Annotated in this window: 20 protein-coding genes; 7 read left to right on the plus strand and 13 right to left on the minus strand. The window is 42.8% G+C overall.

Features of this window, described 5'->3' with window-relative positions; genetic code table 11:
- Nucleotides 1-2: 2 nt before the first annotated feature.
- Nucleotides 3-1,121 (minus strand): UDP-galactopyranose mutase, encoded by a 1,119-nt coding sequence (glf, locus tag NFR43_RS00240; protein ID WP_251545349.1) that lies wholly within the window; start codon nt 1,119-1,121, stop codon nt 3-5.
- Nucleotides 1,122-1,241: 120 nt separating this feature from the next.
- Here glf and NFR43_RS00245 point away from each other — a divergent pair, with 120 nt between their 5' ends.
- A complete protein-coding gene (locus NFR43_RS00245) occupies nt 1,242-2,309 on the plus strand; it encodes a glycosyltransferase (RefSeq protein WP_251545350.1) in 1,068 nt (355 codons plus the stop codon).
- 37 nt (nt 2,310-2,346) lie between these two features.
- On the opposite strand, the gene NFR43_RS00250 is transcribed toward NFR43_RS00245, so the two are convergent.
- The 7 genes from NFR43_RS00250 to recX all read right to left on the minus strand — a co-directional run bounded on the left by NFR43_RS00250 (nt 2,347) and on the right by recX (nt 10,011).
- Nucleotides 2,347-3,312 carry a glycosyltransferase family 2 protein gene (locus NFR43_RS00250; RefSeq protein WP_251545352.1) on the minus strand — a complete coding sequence of 322 codons (966 nt, stop codon included), beginning with the start codon at nt 3,310-3,312 and terminating at the stop codon, nt 2,347-2,349.
- A 10-nt stretch (nt 3,313-3,322) separates the two neighbouring features.
- Nucleotides 3,323-3,943: a YveK family protein gene (locus NFR43_RS00255; RefSeq protein WP_251545354.1), complete on the minus strand. Its 621-nt coding sequence runs from the start codon at nt 3,941-3,943 to the stop codon at nt 3,323-3,325.
- Nucleotides 3,918-5,117: a polymerase gene (locus NFR43_RS00260; protein WP_251545355.1), complete on the minus strand. Its 1,200-nt coding sequence runs from the start codon at nt 5,115-5,117 to the stop codon at nt 3,918-3,920. The genes NFR43_RS00255 and NFR43_RS00260 overlap by 26 nt, the downstream gene beginning before the upstream one ends.
- A gap of 21 nt (nt 5,118-5,138) precedes the next feature.
- On the minus strand, nt 5,139-5,903 hold the full coding sequence (locus NFR43_RS00265) for a DUF4422 domain-containing protein (RefSeq protein WP_251545356.1): 765 nt from the start codon (nt 5,901-5,903) through the stop codon (nt 5,139-5,141).
- Between the two features lie 9 nt (nt 5,904-5,912).
- Entirely contained in the window at nt 5,913-6,563 is a 651-nt protein-coding gene (locus NFR43_RS00270; RefSeq protein ID WP_251545357.1) for a sugar transferase, read from the minus strand.
- Nucleotides 6,564-6,691: 128 nt separating this feature from the next.
- Nucleotides 6,692-9,058 carry a glycoside hydrolase family 73 protein gene (locus NFR43_RS00275; protein WP_251545358.1) on the minus strand — a complete coding sequence of 789 codons (2,367 nt, stop codon included), beginning with the start codon at nt 9,056-9,058 and terminating at the stop codon, nt 6,692-6,694.
- Nucleotides 9,059-9,222: 164 nt separating this feature from the next.
- A complete protein-coding gene (recX, locus tag NFR43_RS00280; protein ID WP_251545359.1) occupies nt 9,223-10,011 on the minus strand; it encodes a recombination regulator RecX in 789 nt (262 codons plus the stop codon).
- Between the two features lie 102 nt (nt 10,012-10,113).
- Here recX and NFR43_RS00285 point away from each other — a divergent pair, with 102 nt between their 5' ends.
- Together NFR43_RS00285 and NFR43_RS00290 are read left to right on the plus strand one after the other, a co-directional pair.
- A complete protein-coding gene (locus NFR43_RS00285) occupies nt 10,114-10,320 on the plus strand; it encodes a DUF1659 domain-containing protein (RefSeq protein ID WP_251545361.1) in 207 nt (68 codons plus the stop codon).
- Between the two features lie 13 nt (nt 10,321-10,333).
- Nucleotides 10,334-10,555, plus strand: coding sequence for a DUF2922 domain-containing protein (locus NFR43_RS00290; protein WP_251545362.1), 222 nt, complete (start codon nt 10,334-10,336; stop codon nt 10,553-10,555).
- A 53-nt stretch (nt 10,556-10,608) separates the two neighbouring features.
- Here the strand turns inward: NFR43_RS00290 and NFR43_RS00295 are convergent, their stop codons facing one another.
- From NFR43_RS00295 to map, 5 genes are all read right to left on the minus strand, one after another.
- Entirely contained in the window at nt 10,609-11,499 is an 891-nt protein-coding gene (locus NFR43_RS00295) for a YihY/virulence factor BrkB family protein (RefSeq protein ID WP_251545364.1), read from the minus strand.
- Between the two features lie 68 nt (nt 11,500-11,567).
- On the minus strand, nt 11,568-14,507 hold the full coding sequence (locus NFR43_RS00300; protein WP_251545367.1) for an LTA synthase family protein: 2,940 nt from the start codon (nt 14,505-14,507) through the stop codon (nt 11,568-11,570).
- Between the two features lie 123 nt (nt 14,508-14,630).
- A complete protein-coding gene (locus NFR43_RS00305) occupies nt 14,631-14,897 on the minus strand; it encodes a Txe/YoeB family addiction module toxin (RefSeq protein WP_251546159.1) in 267 nt (88 codons plus the stop codon).
- On the minus strand, nt 14,891-15,145 hold the full coding sequence (locus NFR43_RS00310) for a type II toxin-antitoxin system Phd/YefM family antitoxin (RefSeq protein WP_251545369.1): 255 nt from the start codon (nt 15,143-15,145) through the stop codon (nt 14,891-14,893). The genes NFR43_RS00305 and NFR43_RS00310 overlap by 7 nt, the downstream gene beginning before the upstream one ends.
- Nucleotides 15,146-15,339: 194 nt before the next feature.
- Nucleotides 15,340-16,194: a type I methionyl aminopeptidase gene (gene map / locus NFR43_RS00315; RefSeq protein WP_251545370.1), complete on the minus strand. Its 855-nt coding sequence runs from the start codon at nt 16,192-16,194 to the stop codon at nt 15,340-15,342.
- Between the two features lie 100 nt (nt 16,195-16,294).
- On the opposite strand from map, the gene NFR43_RS00320 reads away from it, so the two are divergent.
- The 4 genes from NFR43_RS00320 to NFR43_RS00335 all read left to right on the plus strand — a co-directional run bounded on the left by NFR43_RS00320 (nt 16,295) and on the right by NFR43_RS00335 (nt 18,256).
- Nucleotides 16,295-16,738 carry a flavodoxin gene (locus NFR43_RS00320; RefSeq protein ID WP_251545372.1) on the plus strand — a complete coding sequence of 148 codons (444 nt, stop codon included), beginning with the start codon at nt 16,295-16,297 and terminating at the stop codon, nt 16,736-16,738.
- Nucleotides 16,739-16,747: 9 nt separating this feature from the next.
- Nucleotides 16,748-17,185: a GtrA family protein gene (locus NFR43_RS00325; protein ID WP_251545375.1), complete on the plus strand. Its 438-nt coding sequence runs from the start codon at nt 16,748-16,750 to the stop codon at nt 17,183-17,185.
- 205 nt (nt 17,186-17,390) lie between these two features.
- Nucleotides 17,391-17,537 (plus strand): hypothetical protein, encoded by a 147-nt coding sequence (locus NFR43_RS00330; protein ID WP_251545377.1) that lies wholly within the window; start codon nt 17,391-17,393, stop codon nt 17,535-17,537.
- A gap of 380 nt (nt 17,538-17,917) precedes the next feature.
- Nucleotides 17,918-18,256: a helix-turn-helix transcriptional regulator gene (locus tag NFR43_RS00335; RefSeq protein ID WP_251545379.1), complete on the plus strand. Its 339-nt coding sequence runs from the start codon at nt 17,918-17,920 to the stop codon at nt 18,254-18,256.
- The last annotated feature ends 13 nt before the right edge of the window (nt 18,257-18,269 follow it).

Here is an 18,269-nt window from a genome sequence, read left to right on the forward strand (position 1 = left end):
CTTTAGTCGTTAAACTCCTTTTCAACGGTTTTTAACGCTGCTGCAATTACTTGATCCATATTGTAGTAGCGGTATTGCCCAAGGCGGCCACCAAAGATCACGTTGGCAGCATTATTTTGCGCTAATTCGGCATACTTTTTGTACAAGCCATTGTTTTTTGAATTGTTAACCGGATAGTATGGTTCATCACTACGGTGCCAGTCAGCTGGGTATTCACGGGTAATCACTGTCTTACCTTTGTCGCCCTTGCCAAATTCAAAGTGCTTGTGTTCAATTACCCGCGTATATGGTGTTTCCGCATCCGTATAGTTGATAACAGCATTTCCTTGATAATTGTCTTCATCCAACTCTTCGGTTTCAAAGCGCAGACTCCGATATTCAAGTTCGCCAAGTTGATAATCGAAGAATTGATCAATCATTCCAGTAAAGACAACTTTCGGATAATCCTTTAAATATTGCTCCTTATTATCAAAGAAATCAACACCAGTTTCAACCTCAATGAGGTCATTATCTAACATTTTTTCAACAATTTGCGTATAGCCACCAATTGGAATCCCTTGATAGTCATCATTGAAGTAATTGTTGTCATATGTTAACCGAACTGGCAGCCGCCGAATAATAAAGGCAGGTAACTCAGTTGCTTTCCGGCCCCACTGCTTTTCGGTATAGCCCTTAATTAACTTTTCGTAAATATCGCGACCAATTAATGAAATGGCTTGTTCTTCAAGATTTTGGGGATCTTTACCAGCCATTTCTTGCCGTTGCTCATTGATTTTAGCCATGGCTTCATTAGGCGTCCGCACGCCCCACATCTTGTTAAAGGTGTTCATGTTGAATGGCATGTTATACATCTCACCCTTGTAATTAGCTACTGGGGAGTTTGTATAACGGTTAAAGTCCGCAAATTGGTTAACGTAATCCCACACTTTTTTATTAGAAGTATGGAAAATATGGGCACCATATTGGTGAACCTGGATTCCATCAACTTCTTTGGTATAAATATTTCCAGCAATGTGATCGCGCTTTTCAATTACCTTCACGCGTTTTCCACGTTTAGCTGCTTCATAAGCAAAAGTGGCACCAAATAAACCGGCACCAACTACTAGATAATCATATTTCATTTTTAACTTCCTATACTTTAATTATTAATGTTTATTTTAGTCAATTATTGTTATAATATCGTATTTAAGTGATATTAACAATATTTTGTAGCATACTTTAGTCTCTCTTAGGAGTTTTTCATGAAAAAAGGAATTTTGTTTGTACCCTTTATGACTGGCAAAGGTGGAACTGAGTCAGTTGTTCATAATCTTTTTCAATCCCTTCAAGGCCAAAACAACATTAATCTCACTGTCTATTCGATCGGTGGTAGCGATGAGTATGGTTGGACAAACGGAGTAAATGCAAAAATATCAGAAATCAGTCATAGTAGAAAATTACGAACGCTTTATTACCTATTATTTTTACCATCCAAGATCTACAAAATTATTAAAAATGAACAACCAGATTTTGTGATATCAACTAATCCCATCATGTGGTTTCTCAGTAAAAAAGCAGTTCAAAGGCTAAAGTTAGATATTCCTGTAATTGCCTGGTACCACTATTCACTCCAGCAAAAACCCATTAAATCGTTATTCTTAAAGTCTGCTGACTATTTTTTGGCAATTAGTAGTGGAATCCGTAATCAATTAGTGGCGCGAGGCATTCAGCAAGACAAAATCTTTTTAATCTATAATCCAGTTACAAGTGACTATCAACCAATCAAGCGTCCTGACAATGTAACCCATTTCATTTATTTAGGGCGAGTTGATTTGAATAAGCAAAAAAATGTTCAGGAACTTATGCATGCACTTGCTTTACTACACGGTAAATGGGAACTAGATGTTTATGGAGATGATTCAAAAGCTACTAATGTTAAAGATCTAGCTAAAACATTAAATATTAATGATCAGATCAATTGGGAAGGCTTTGTTGCTAATCCATGGTCAAAGATTCCTTCTGCATCGGCTTTAGTATTAACATCAAAATACGAAGGCCTCCCAATGGTGCTTTGTGAAGCAATCTCTCATGGTATCTATGGTATTAGCTCCAATGTGGCAACTGGACCTGCCGATATTATTAATAGTTCTAATGGAGCTTTATATCATCCAGGAAATATCCAGCAACTTGCTGAACAGTTGCAATCGGTGATCGATCATCCTGAAAAGATGCCGTTACAATCCACCATCATAAATAGCAGTAAGAAATTTTCTATTGATAATTATGGCCATTATTTCATTAATGCATTAAACACAATCTTAAATAAATAACGGATTTATCCAAGAACAGGATAAATCCGTTATTTGTTTAGTTTGCTAGATTTTTAATTTTTTGAGCGTCTTGAACCATTAAATAAGCAAAGAAAATTTTGCCTTTTAGATGATTTCGCAGCGGTGGATATTTAATAAACGTAGCAATATTAGAAAGCACAGAGCTATGGTTAATAACATCACCATACACTTCAATGTACCTTTTATCCTTACCAGTTAACCGATCAACATACATCTTTTTAAATTCGTTGCTAACCATGAAAACATGCATCATATTATCTTCGTCCATCTTTTGGTTAAATAAACGATGAATTAAATAGGGAATCGTATTTTTTTGCTTGCTACCAACAACATTATCCCCATGTTGACGGTACAAAATTGTTGGTTGGTTGAGATATTCAACCTTGCCAAAAGCCGCCGCAATTAATGCTAACCACCAATCATGCATGTAGATACGATTAATATCTAATCGATCAAATTCAACGTAATCTTTTAGAGCAGAATTAACCATCATCGTACATCCAGTAATGCAGTTACCAAACATCAAATGGGTAAATTGGTGCCAAACATCATCACCATTCATTAACTCATCGCCGTTAAGATCAGCATCGACGATTTTTAGATCGGTATGGACGCAAACCGGTGCCCCTTGCTCTTCACTCTGTTGCATCAGTTGCAACGTAGCACCGACTTTATTTGGTAGCCAATAATCGTCTTGATCAGAAAACATATAGTAGTCTGCGGAAGTGTGTTCAAAAAGATCCATAAACGAATTAACTACTCCCACATTATGGACATGACTCTCATTAAAAAAATGAATCCGTGCATCTTGTTTTGTGTAGTTACGAATAATATCCTGAGTTCGGTCCTGTGAACCATCATCCCTAATATATAATTGCCAATCTGGATAATTCTGATTACGAATTGATTCAATTTGTTCTTTTAAATAACGCTCACCATTATAAGTAGACATCAGAATGACAACTTGCTTTTCCTTTACCATTTTAATTACGTTAATTTTTCCCTTTCCAATTCGTCAAGCTGAATGAGACGACCATTCCGACTAACAATCCCAGCGCTGCACCAAGGACTGCATATTTCTTAACAGACGGTTTGGTGGTGCTATCAATGTCATTTTTACTTGCCATAGAAACAACTTGAACCTTAGACGCCACTGGGCTGTATGTTGAAACCCTTTGTTGGGCAACTTTGGCAACGGCATTAGCCATTTTAACGGATTTTACTTTACTGGAGGATGTAGCAGAAATAGACAAAACTAACGAGCCTGGATGAGTATGTACAGAAACAGCGGAGCCCAAATCTTTAGCACTGATATCCTTACGATCATGTTTAGAAAGAGTCTGTCGTGCTAAAGTCATCGTTTTGTTGCTTTCTAAAACTTCTTCATATGACTTCATCATTCCCAATTCAGCTTGAACAGCAGAATTTTTATAATCTGTAGATTTTAAGTTTTGGCCAACCATAACACTACTCTTAGCCGTGTAAGTGGTAAACTGCTTTTTCTTAGCATAAAAACCGGCTACCAATATACCAACTATCATTAAAATGATAATGATAAGGACATTTTTGGTAATAATCTTTTTGAACTCATTTATTGAATAATTTTTTTGCATTCTTCGACTCTCCTGTATTAGCAAATAATGCCAAAATAAAAATGTTGTAAGTAATCTCTAACAAATGTTGATCAATCATGCTACTAATCATCACTAGCAAAATGATCGTTGGTAAAGCATATTGCTTTTTGATTGTCTCACGAATCGAGATAATAATCATTACTATCATCAACACAAGCCCAATAATAATACCATAAATTACTATTAGACGAATATATGATGAATCAATATAAAAGTAAGCTGCCACATTGTTTCTAGATAAATGGAATCCTTTTAATCCTCCCCATCCATGTTCAATAATTTTTTGACCAAATAGCGAATAATTATACCTAGATAGGGCAATGTGTCCATAATTAAGCCTACCTGACAAAACTTCATTCAACTTTTTTAATAATGCATTGTGTGGACTAAAGTAACTCGTTAACAGTATGTAAACATAAGGCAAAATAATACTGAGTGCCCAAAAATGATCCACTGAATAATCAATAAGCTTATTTTGCTTTTGGTAAAACTGTGCCTTTCTAGCTATATACATTAAAGGAATAACTAACATAATTAAAATAGTATCTAATCGAGAATTAGTTATAAAGTACACCATCATACTTAAACCAATCGTTACTAAATAAAATTTATAATTAAGTTTCTGATAATTTAAATAACAATAGGCTAAGACCAAAAAGAAAACATATGAGGCAAGATCCGTAGGATAGTCAATTCCTAAGCTATATCGATAGATATCATCACGTAAAAAAACAAAGTTTTGAATAATTCCTGATAATGAATATATCATGACTAAAAGCAACATTATCAAATTAGTTTGATAATATCTTTCAATAATTTTGTGGAAATCAATTTGTTTTGCTCCAACCATAAAGGTCATCAAAACCATTAAAGAATTATTGCCTGTTTTTCTCCATGAAATTGCACCTAGTAGCAAAATTAATGTAACGCCAATGTATCCTTTAAATGAATATTCATCAAATATGTATATCTTAAGAAGCAAAATACCAACCATTAGATAATTAAACCAGTTTAAGTGTTTTACTTCAAAAAATGGCATAAATGACGTGTTAATAATGAATGATACTATTAAGGTAACAGTGAGTGCGAAAAAATATATTTTTTCGCCATCAATTCGAGCATTATCAAATTTTGCTATTTTCAATTTAGCCAAAATCTCTCTCCTATTTAGTATCTATGCATGCCCCGTAATTTTCCGCTTAATAAAGTTACCGCCCTTGACCAGCCAATTTGTATGTTCCATGAACACATACTTAACTTCTACTGTTTGGTATTCAGGATGTTGATCTAACCACACATCGAGCAGTAATTCACTCAGGAAACCATAGACCCGTTGTTCATACACAGAATAATCAGAAATATCAGTTTGAGCTTCCACCTTCGCTAAAACATCAAACATCCAAGTACAGTATTCGTCCAGTGGTTGCCGTTTCATAATGAACATGTTAAACATGTGGGCCCAGGTCCGCTTCATAACCTTTTTGAAAGAAGGATAGTATTCAGGATAATCGTCCTTGATCACCCGTTCCATCACTTCAAATGGTTCATGGTGATGAGCATGGAGGTAGTGAGATTCGTTACTTTCAATATAGTAACGGCGCTTAGGAGGCAAGATAATGTCATTGCTTTGCAATAACTGGTTTACCTGCTCAGTACTTAAGACATCATTCAAATTCTTGTGATGATTTAAACTCAGGTAGCGCCGGTAGTGCACTAACCCCATCGCATCTAAATCAGAAAGGTTCTTCCACCCCCAGTAAATTGCCGTTAGTTCGTTATAGGTCGGGTTTTTTTCTGAAATATTGTCTCCTGTATTATCGCCCTGAAAGGTCTGGTTTACGTCAGGATGGAGTTCCTTACCAACAAAAACCGGCAGATAAAGCTTATCCGTCGGCATTTGGTAATTCTTATGTGCTGCAACTAATACTTTAACCTTCATAATTCTCCTCTAGTATGCACCGTTCGGTTTAATCATAATTACGACCGTTTTACACATAATTTTTAAATCGAGCCAGATCGAACGGTGCTGAATGTAATCCAAGTCTAATTGAACCATCGTGTCAAAATCAACATCGTTCCGACCAGTTACCTGCCAAAGTCCAGTAGCCCCTGGAGTAACCATCAAGCGTTGCTTGTCATAAGCCGTGTATTCAGCCACCTCACTTGGCAGTGGTGGCCGTGGCCCTACAATACTCATGTCACCCTTAATGACATTCAGCAATTGGGGAAGCTCATCGAGACTGTACTTCCGAATTACTCGCCCCACCCGCGTGATTCGCGGGTCATCCTTCATCTTGAACATGGCCCCATTAATTTCATTTTTTTCACGTAGCTTTTCCAATAATTCATCGGCATTGGAGACCATCGAACGAAATTTGTAAATCTTAAAGATTTTGCCGTCCTTACCAACCCGCTGCTGATTATAAAAGACTGGTCCATGGGGATCATCAATTTTAATGCAAATCGCGATTAGCAAGAGTAGCGGGCTAATGATCACTAAGGCAATGGAAGAAGCCACAATGCCGAAGAGCCGCTTAATAATCCGGTAACCATACTGGTGGTTCAGCTGCTCCTCATTAATGTGTATTTCTTGATTCATAATCTTCTCTCGCTCTATTTAATAGATATCTTATATATTTTACCAGCTACCTGGCCATCCGAAAAGAGGTTTAACCAAATCGTAAGGGAGTTCTAACAAAAAAACGGTCATTTCTGACCGTTAATTCTCTAATCAAATTTCACTGGATCAAACCAGTAGTCAATGTAATTACCTTCCCCGGTTGGTTGGTCGCTGTAACGGGAAATTATTTGCAGCTTATGACCCAGGTACTCGGTTGGTACCGTAAAGGTAGTGTCAAAACCAGATTTATCGGAACCATAAACGCTTGGGTAAGCCTTGGCAACATCTGCCCGATCAGTTGACACAACCACCTTCCGGGAAATTTCCTTACCAGTTGTAGCATCATACAGGATCAAGAAGTGATAGGCCTTACCGGCACTTTGGTCAGCCGCATGCCAGCCACTGACCGTTAAGGTGTTGCCACTCAAACTAAAGTTATCCAAGTTCCCAGTATTTTCGCTAAATGATTTGGTGTTGGAATACCACATATCGGTCTTATTACCTTCACCGTTGCTGGAATCACTGTAGCGAGAGATGATTTGAATTTCATCACCTGCGTATGCTGGATCAAAATCGGTTGTGATGTCAAAGCCAGATTGACTGGCGTTGGCGATGCTTGGATAAGCGGCTGCAACATCACTCCGCTTAACACTTGGAACCAAGATCCGCTTAATTTCCTTCCCCTTCGTCTTGTCATAAATGATAATGAAGTGGTACTTTTCACTGACACTGGCGTTAGTTGCTTGCCAACCGGAAATGTGAAGCTTGTTATTAGTAATTTCAAAGGTATCTAAGCTACCGTTGTTGTCGCTAAATGACTTTGGTGCAAACCAGTAGTCGGTGTAAGTCCCCTCACCATTGGTTTGGTTACTGTACCGGGAAATGATTTGTATTTCGTCATTAACTGGCCAGTTCGCCATATTGATGCTCAGACTAAAGCCAGAGTTAGCGGCGCCATAAATATTGTAGGCATTCGCCACGTCAACCCGGGAAGTGTTATCAACCCGGTAACGGCCTAATTCTTGACCCTTGGTGGCATCGTACACGATGATGAAGTGGTATGGTTCGTTAATGGAAGCATCCGCCGCATGCCAACCAGAAACGGTAATGGTGTTGTTGCTGGTGTTAACGGTGTAGTTGTCAAGGCTTCCAGCATTGGCATTTAAAGTAATTGGGTTGTAGTAGATATCCTTCCCCGTCGTTGGTTCACCACTGGTGTCGGAGGTGTACCGTGAAACCACTTGGATGGTCCGGCCAGCTAAGTTGCTGGTATATGGAATCGTGATATCAAAGCCACCCCAACCAGAAATGGCCAGGTCTGGGTAAGCATCAGTAACGTCCTGACGGTAAGAGCCGGCGACTTCAGTCCGGTACAATTCTTGCTTAGTATTCGCATCGATGATGATGATGTAGTGCTTCATTGATGAGTCATAATTATTGGAAGCGTGCCAACCAGAGATGTGAAGTGAGTTACCTTGAACGGATACGTCTTCCAGGTTCCCGGTGTTGGTAACTCCTTCAATCGCGGTCTTGTCCCAGGCCGTCAGGTTATACCGTTGAATGATCGAGTTTAAACTGGTCGTGTAGCTTGGGTCCGTGGCGTAACCGTCTTGCCGGATCAACCGAGTGACGGTTTGGTAGTCGGTTTGCCAAAGCAGGTTGGCGTAACGACTGTTTTCGGCTAAGAACCGACCGTGGTCTTCGACACTTTCGGAGTTATTATCGTACTTCCGGAAGGCAGCAGTAACGTAAACGCTCTGGCCACCGTAAACTTCCCGAGTCTGCATGTAGATGGATTGACCGTTGTAGCTTCCCTTGATCCCAAAGAGGTTGTGACCCTGGGTACTCAAAGTGGATTGACCCCAGCCACTTTCTAAAATAGCTTGGGCCGCCGTCAATGATGGTAAGACCCCATACTCTTTCCAACCGTTGATGGCACCATCATAGATACTGGTCAGAAAATTGATTTGTGATTGGGTTAACCCACTGGTGTTTAAACCGGCAGTGGCCGATGAACTCCCCCCAGAAGCGTTCGAAGCACTAGCAGAGGTGGTGTAAGTGTTCGTCGTGGCGGTAGCCGTATTGTTAGTATCCGCTTTGCTGTTCGCACTATCAACCGCTGATTGGTTCAAATCCACAGCCCCTTGGTTCGGATCCGTGTTCGTGTATTGAGCAACCTTGGAACTATCCAGGCTTTCCACCGCTTCAGTCGAAATGGCGGAGTTGGAAATCGTTAGTGTACTCGTTTGGGATGACGAATTTTGAGTGTCATCATTAGTATTATTGTTATTATTGGTGCCGGTGGTACCGTTAGCCCCCGTCGTCCCGGTCGTTTGGACCGTACTTTGAGTGGTGGTAGAAGTAACGGTATCCGCGTTTGCCTTTCCATGGAACATCAAGAGGGAAGCGCTAAATGTAAAGATGACTGGTAAAATCACCTTAATCGATGTATTTTTCTTACCTTGACTCTTCATTATTAGTGAATAATACTCCTTTACGTGTTTCAGAATCTTATGCTTTTCTTTAATACTGACATATCATAACACCAGCTTATTACAGTCTGGTTACAAGACAATATAATGTGCGTAACACACATTTAACCTAGTTATAGTCCGTTCGCTGCCAAAAACAAAGTAATTTATCGGAATTGGGCGAACCACTGGTCGATATCATCGAGGTTGAAACCCTTGCGGTACAGGGCTTGCTTGATCTTCATTTGGCACTCATAGCCCTGGTAACGCTGGTACTTACGCTGAAGCTTGGTCGCTTCCCGGTCGAGCAATTCGATTTGGCGATCGGTATCCACTGGCGGCTCGACCTCGTCTTTGATGGCATTAAAAATCTCGGTGGCGTAGCCATTGGTCATTAAGCCCTGGCGAACTTTTTCCTCCTGACGACGGGTTGGTTGCGATCGGTAGCGTTTGTAAAGTTTCTGGGCCAGTTTCGTGGCGTTCTCAAGTTGCCACTCATCCGTAAATTGTCCTAAGGCATCATCAATATCCAATTCCCCGATCCCCTTTTGACGGAGCTTTTGGCGAATCACGCGGGGACCCTTGAGCTCCGTATTCATCACGGTCCGGACATAACTGGCCGCATAGTAGTGGTCGTCGAGTAGCCGCTCACCCCGTAATTTCTGGAGGACGGGGTCGATGAACTCTGGAGGCGTATCGAGGTCTTGCAATTTCTGAACAACCTCTTTTTCCGTCCGCAATTGGTGCGACAAGTAATCGAGCATCCGCCCGTAAGCCTTGGCGATCTCGTCATCCGTGGTAATCTGGGCGACCTGCTGGTCAGCCAATTCCATGCCCTTCATCAACCGATACTTAATCAGGACACTCTCCGCCACCGGGAAGGCGTACTGACCATCCAGGTAGACGTTGTAGCGCCCCTTTTTCTTTTGTGCTTCAATTTTCGTGATGGTTTTCATTTTTTTATTTTCTCCGTGTACTTTTCGGCTCCCGATTCGTTATTAGTAAATGTAAGTTGTGATCACCCTTACCAAACTAATTCATTTCGAGGAGTTTTAATCATGGAACATCAATTTAAGTCCAACAAGTTGCAAGTCAAGGTCACGAGTGCTACCCATCCAGATGGTATGATCCGGACGTTCAATAACGTCTGTGCCCAACCAGATGATGAACAAATCAAGACCTTTGTCGACGGCATCGTCGCCTTAACTGGTGAAACCGTTGTGTCCATCACCCTTGTCAACGCCGCATTGATCGCTAACAACTAGGAGGAACTAATCTATGAAGACTTTAAACTTATCATTCAAAGGGAGCTTAGGTAAAGCCCACACCCTGAAGTTGAACTACGCGAGTGAAAATCTGGATGAAGCCGCCATCCGCGCCGCCATGCAAAAAATTACAGCTAGTCAACTGATCCAAAAAGATGACGACCTCTTGTACGTCATCCCAGCTTCTGCCAAGTACGTCACGACCACTGACGAAGTGATCTTCGCTACAAAGTAACCTCATAACCTCCCTACAATTGAGCCGGGTTCAATTTGAACCCGGCTCTTTTCTTATGCCTGATGATTACGGCGGTCCCGGATCCACTGGATTAGGTGCCGGCGTTCGATAATTTCGCCCTCGTGGGCTTCCTGCAAGGTGGCGTTGATGGTAGCGCCAAACATGACGAGGATCCCAGAAAAGTCGAGCCAGATCATCATCGCAATGAAGGCTCCAATCGTTTTGTAAGAGTTGACCCGGCGGTTGAGGAGTTGGGCATACATGGAAAAGACCCGCGAAAGGCCCATCCAGAGTAGTGCCACCACCACTGCCCCAACCACGACGTACCGCAGCTTCACCCGGGCGTTAGGGACAAAGTAGTACAGTAGGGTCAGGGCCACAAAGAGGCTAAAAAAGGTCACCGGCCACTTCAATTGGGCGAAGGTCCGAATATAGGACACATTATAGTGAAAAATTGGTTGGAGCCGCTGAAGCAGCTGTTCACCAATCCCGTAGGTCAAAGCCAACAGGAACAGGAAGAACATCACGACTAACATCCAGATGAAGGACACCGTCCGGTTCATAATCGGGTTTTGGTTTTCCGCAACCCCGTAGGCGTGATTGACACTGCGCTGGAAGGCCGCAATCCCATTACTCGTCGACCAGAGGGCGATGATCGCCCCGGTCGTCAGCATTCCCCCACTGCCGTGGGCCAGAAAATCGTAGATGATTGGTTTGATAAAGGAAAAGACGGACGATGGCATGGCCGTTTGTAAATAGCTGAGGACCGTCCTGGCGTCCAAACCGACCATCGGCAAGAGGTTGCCGACAATCAGGATCGCCGGAAAAATCGACAACAGCGTATAGTAGGCTAATTCGGCGGCCGAAGAAGTAACCCGGGCCATTTGATAATGGTTCCAAAAAACCGTCATGAATTGTTTAAATTTTCCAGGTTGCTTCGTCATCATGCGCCTTCCCCAAAAATTAAGATGCGTCTATTTTAGCATGGACGCATCTTTTTTGTGAATTCTACTTACTTTGTGAAATTGAAAAAGAGTTGCTTCTTGAGATAGTTATGACCTGACGTCATATCATACTGAACTAATTGATAGTCATGCCACAATTGCTTCTGGGCCTTTGTGAAGTGCTTGCTGGAGACAATTTTGCCCTTGGCATTCACAAATTGTGGTGAGGAGTGATAGCTATTGGCACTCGTATTATTGGTCTTCAATGAGACCGCCGGTAAGTCCTGGTAGACCTTGGTCAAAAGTGCTAAGTACGGGGTCACTTTGGAATTTGTCTGTTCAGCCATCATCGCGATGAAGTCGTTTGGCGCGACAACACTGCTGTGGCCGATGGACTTCTTCGCCCCTTGCCGACGCGCGGCTGGGTTAGAGTAGATAAAGTAATCCGTTTCGTGGAGTTTCAGGCCATCCTTACTCATATCGTTTTCATAGATCCCCGGGAGGTGGTCACCATAAAAGACCAGCGTGATCGGTTGTTTGGACTGATTGATTTGGCGAATGAACTGCTTCATTGCTAAATCAGTGTAGTGCAAGCCCGTCGCGTACTGAGCAACCGTGTCCGGATTGGTCGAAGCGCCCTTGATTTTCGCCTGGTACTTCGCAGAGCCGTTATAGTAGTGTTCCGTGTATGGGAAGTGGTTTTGCATCGTCACCAGGCTGATAAATTGGGGCTTCTGATAACTCTTCAGCTGGTCCAGAACGTTGGCATAGGAGGTGTAGTCGGACAAGTACGGGCTGCGGTCAATTTTCTTTTGGTGCTTGATCTTGTACTTACTACCGAGGTGCATGAACTTATCAAAGCCAAATTTTTTGTAGACCGTTTCCCGACTATAGAAGGTCCCCACGTACGGGTGGATGACCGTCGATTGCTTAAATAATTGGTTAATCGACCACGGTTTAGTTTGGAAGGTCACTAGCTGGGTGTACGGAGTCACCAGGGTTGGCGCAAAGTTGGCTAAAGCGAGCCCGGTCAGGGACATGTATTCCATGTTGGCGGTCCCACCACCATAACCGGAGGAGATCATCACCCCACTCGTCGACTTTTTCTCCATGGATTGGACAAACGGCATTGGGTTATTTTTTAGAGTTACTCCTGGTACCCGGGTCGGGTTGGAATAACTTTCACTCAGGTTAAGGATAATCGTTTGCTTGTTCAGCTGGTTGTGACGAGTTTTATTAATCTGTTTGGCCGTCAATTGGTACTTCTTGGCAATCTTAGCCATGGTAGCTTTGGAGTAACCAGCGGGTTTATCCATGACCGTCACGTCCAAGTTATCCATAAACTGGATCAGTGGTCCGTTGACCCGTGCCCCACTTAACTGGTTGTATGGATAAGATTCATCACCCATTCCTTCCATAAAGGCCTGGATTGGTGAATTTTCGTGATTCCAAAAGGCTGAACTCCCAAAGGCGAGGACAGCGATCGCGAGGTAAGTAATCCGCCGCGGGACCGAAAGCTTAGCAGTGGGGTACTTACGATTCCAATGCCAGATCAGGAGACAGGCCAGGATGATCAGCACGACCGCTCCGCCCAACAGCCACGGGCTCACCATCTTGAGTAAGCTCCCGTAGGCTTGGTACATCACCATTTCGGACGGCATAATTGGTTCGTTCCGCGCCCCAATCTTGATCCGGTTTGCGACGATCCAAACAACGTTCACAATCGTGGTAATACCAATGCCCCACCAGAACCGGTTGGTCAAAGCCTGGAAAAATTTAAACATTAGCCAAATGAAGACGGTCGTGAGCAGGATGATGGATTGTTTATTGCAGAAAATGTAAATCAGCGTGTTATATGACTGCATATTCGGCGTGATCGTCAAGCCATCGTCCATCGCGAAGAAGGATACTAGTGAAAGCCCATATGTGAAGAGGAAGGCCCAACAATCCTGATGATGGGCACGCCAAAATTCAGTCCACAGCTGGTGAAGGCCATGTGGTTCCTCAATCACGACGAGCCGTTGGGCGTAGCGTTGGTACCAAGCAGTCTGGGTGAATTTATGCATGACAATGGCACAACCCTTGGCAACCACCAGTAATAAGGCAGCCGCCACGACCATGAACGGGTACTTATAAAGGCCCCGGTGGAGGTGACCGTTAACACTAGCAATAAATTGGTCTTGGAGAATTGGGTAGCTAGCCAAGAGAAGCGTTAAGAAAACGGCATTAAAGTGTAGATGCAACTCTACTTGGGCAAAGAGCAGCACAATCCCTAACGCTACCAGGATCGTGAGGACATTGGCAGGACTGGCGAACCGGGCGACCGTCGAAAAATCATTGTGGTAGGTCATGGAAATTTTCGGCATCACACCTGCCAAGACCAGGTTAAGAAGGAGAACCCCCCCTAAAATGAATTTGGGATGTTTGACAAGGGCGGTACCATCCAGATCGCTGAGGGTCGCCCCAAGCGTCAAGATGACTAATGTCAATAATAAGCTATAAGTGGTCCCGAAGCCCCACAAATCGCTATTGAAAATGAAGCTGGCACCTAATGCCAAGAGCAGGCCTCCACCAATTCGGTGACGAGTGCCACTGGGTAAATTAGCAAGGTACGGAATGAAATACCGTCCCAAGATGATCGCCATCACCATTGGCACAACATTACGGGTCAACGGGAAGAAGGCGTTGAATAAGGTCGTGAACTGGAATTGGGCCTTCCAAAGTAGATAAATCAACGTTTCAGCAAGTCCCAACCCAATGACTTCCAGCCACGTATTCACAAGATTGAGCCGCCGTGGCCGTTCGTGCAGGAACTGCTGACCAAGTTTTAAGAAGACGAAGCTAGTCGCAACGTTCAAAAGAACGTGCACCACTTGGATCAGCATGATCTTGTGGTTGTTCAGCGCATAGTTGGCAAATGGCAGCTGGGCGTTCCAAAGCCAGAGGTTGAGAACCAGCAGTCCCATTGCGAGATTAAAAATGATTGGTGATGACTTCTTTGTTTGCATGAAAATTCTCCACTATAAAATTCTTACCTGTGCAGCAAGGATCCATTTCTCCCAAAATTAAAAAAGATGCGTCTATTTTAGCATGGACGCATCTTTTTTGTGAATTTGATTGAAATTAGATAATCATTGGTAATGACTCCAAGCAGAATATATGACAACTGTATTGTTCGAATCATCAATTTTGTAAACAACCCGATGCTGAACATTAATTCTTCTAGAGTAGTATCCTTTTACGGGAGGAACCAATTTTTCAAAACTTTGGTTGGGTGCATAAGGATCCTGTCTCAACTGAGCAATCACGTCAAGTAAGCTTTGTTCAAGATAGGTTCCCTTAATCTTTTTAAGATCTTTCTTAGCACCCTTTTTCAATTTAATACTATACACTACAATTCATTCCAAACTTTATCGAAATCTTCTTCCGCATCATTAGCTCGATCGCGAATTTGCTTATCAACTCCCTGATTAACTAAGTAAAGCGTCTCTTGGATTGCGTCCCAATCATCTTGACTGATCATAACCGCACCCTTTTCTCCTGCTTTAGTTGGTTTGATAACTACTGGCTTTTTATCACGATTAATTCCCTTAATAATCTGGAATAAGTTTTTCCGTGCTTCAGTTGGGGTTACAATTTCATCCATTTCTGACCCTCCTATGTACTCTATTGCGTACATCAATTTTATCATCTCCTTATTTTTATGTACAGCTTCATGTACGTGAAAATTTTGTAACTAATCCTCACGCATTTTAGATCTTTTCGCTGTCATTATTAATAGACGATATTTATCGGAAAAATTATTAAAAAATCCCACCCTAACAGGTGAGATCTCATCAATTATTCAAATTCCTTAGCAACTTTCAGAGCGATTTCAGAATAGTGGTCGAGGTACTTAGCGTATTCGTCATCGTAAAGGTACTTGGCATCCGCTTCCGGATCCTGGGACGTCAGAATCTTGGGACCATCATCGGTGATCACCAGCGTGTGTTCGTACTGGCAGGACCAGCCACCATCCATCGTCTTGGCGAGCCAGCCATCAGGATCGCTAGTGTCGGCTTCCCAGGTCCCTGTGTTAATCATCGGTTCGACGGTGATCGTCATCCCCTTGCGCAGACGAGTCCCCTTCCCGTGTTCACCATAGTGTGGCACCATTGGGTCTTCGTGCATCGTTGGTTGAATTCCATGACCGACAAATTCACGGACATCACCATAGCCATTTTCGTCTTCGGTATAGTGCTGGATGACCGCGCCAATGTCACCGATCCGGTTGCCCGGCACACATTGGTCAATCCCCATGTAGAGGGACTTCTTGGTAACATCCATCAGCTTCTTGATTTCTGGCTTAACCTCGCCAACTGCGTAGGACCAGCAAGAGTCAGAAAAGGCCCCGTCAACACTGACAACAGTATCGATCTTGACCAGGTCGCCTTCCTTGAGGATCAGCTTTTTCCGTGGGAAGCCGTGGCAGATTTCGTCATTGACACTGACACAAGTGGCATACTTGTAGCCTTCAAATCCGATTTGTTCGGCCTTGGCACCAGCGGCCTTAAAGTATTTACGGGCGAATTCTTCAATCACCCATGAAGAGATGCCGGGGCGAACAATTTTTTGCAAACCGATATGCATGCCGGATAATGCGGCCCCAGCCACTTCCATCGCGCGGATTTCCCGTGGTGATTTTAGACTAATCATTGAACATTGCTCCTTCTATAAAATTCACTAATGTCTAGTATAGCACTAACCGGATCTATGATATACTAGCCTGTGAACTTTATTTACGGAGGAAATACACATGAAAGCAGTTGTTGTTTACGCAACCATTACTGGAAATAACGAAGACGTCGCTGACATTGTAACGGACGCTTTGGAAGCCCAAGGGGTCGAGGTCGACGAAAATGAAATGACAATGGCCGACGTTGCCGACTTTGAGAACGCAGACATCTGCGTGATCTGTCCCTACACCTACGACGAAGGTGCTCTCCCAGATGAAGGACTCGACTTCTACGATGATTTAAAGGAAGCCGACCTGTCCGGCAAGGTCTACGGAGTTGCCGGCTCTGGTGACACCGCCTACGCAGACGACTTTTGTGTCGCGGTTGACGAATTTGGCAAGGCCTTTGATGAAGCTGGCGCAACCAAGGGTGCCGAGAACGTCCACATTAATCTGGCACCGGACGAAGACAACATCAAGACGCTCGACCAATTCGTAGCCGACCTCGTCAAGAAAGCCCAATAGAGGTGCCGCATGATCAAGCAACTTTGGAATAAGTATAAGCAGGTCATCGCCTACCTTTTCTGGGGTGTCGTGACCACGATCATCAACATTGCCTCCTACCAATGGCTGAGTACCGGGCTCCACTGGAACTACGAAGTGGCGACCGTCATCGCCTGGTTCTTGTCCGTACTGGCGGCCTTCTTCACCAACAAGGTGTGGGTATTTGGTTCGCACTACACCACCTGGAAGGCCTTTTGGATCGAAATCATTGAATTCTTCTTCTACCGGGGGTTGACCCTCCTAATGGACATGGCCTTCATGTGGCTGGCACTCAGTGTTCTCGGAATGCGCGCACCAATTCAACAATTGATTGCCAAGTTCCTGGATAACGTTGTCGTCGTGATTGCCAACTACGTTTTCTCGAAGTGGCTGATTTTCAAGAGCAACGAAAAGATTGAAGATAAGTAAGAAAAGCCCCCGCTGCGCAAAGGTGCAACGGGGGTTATTTATTATTGCAATGCTAATTTAACCTTTAATATGATACAATAATTGACAGATATTGAGTCGTTGGTGGTGTCTAATCTCTGGTTTGAATCTTAACTGGAGGTGCTGCCAATGGAGGTTGATCAAATTAGTATCCTCGAGTTCATTTATGAAAGGATATGTTATCCAAATGGACTTCTTAGATCCATTTAAAGGATTCGCGCAAGTGCTCCAAGCAATGCACGGACTTCCGACTGGTGTGCAGTATGCAAGCTTAGTGACCGTGGTTGCTTTGGCTAGCATCTGTGTCTGGGCATACGTTCATTCACGTAAATAGCGCAAAATAAAAAACACCATCCTAAGGTTTGACGACTAAATCGATGGTGTCTTCTCTTCATGTAACTAATGAAATTATGAAATTAGGCATTGTCAGCAATACTTAATATCTCGAAAGGATCTGTGTTACCAGCGCAGGTCCTTTTGATTATTTATATTATATTAAATTATAATCAATTAGTAAATAGAGTCAACTAGTGATATTTTATTAGAATTAACGTTCAATTAATCAACGGCTATCTACGGGCTACATTGATCGAACCTAACATCTGCAATTCTAATAATTTAGTGGATTATCAGCTACTTCTCAATCAAATTAATGATCAATGTTATAATTATACCAAAACGGTATAATATATAATCACTAAAGGAGTTGACAACATGCTGCATCGTGAAAATAACATTCGAACATACCATACTAGTTCCGCTGCGGACCTACTCCAAGAGGTGATGGACTTTTATAACATCACTCAACAAGACCTCGCTGATCGAATCGGTACTACGCAAAAACATATCTCTGATATTCTTAACCGTAAACGTTACCTCAACGAAGTCTTGGCTCTCAGCATCGAAAAAGTGATGGGAATTTCCAGTGAACTTCTCCTGTCATTGGATGCCAACTACAAGCTGCAAAAAGCAAAAGATAATCCAGAACAGTTAAATGAGGTTTCTACCAAGTCCCCGCTCTTTCTCCAAAGATATGACTGGGTGACTGCTTAATATCATTATTTAA

It is taken from the genome of Limosilactobacillus caecicola (assembly GCF_943192935.1).
Taxonomy (GTDB): domain Bacteria; phylum Bacillota; class Bacilli; order Lactobacillales; family Lactobacillaceae; genus Limosilactobacillus; species Limosilactobacillus caecicola.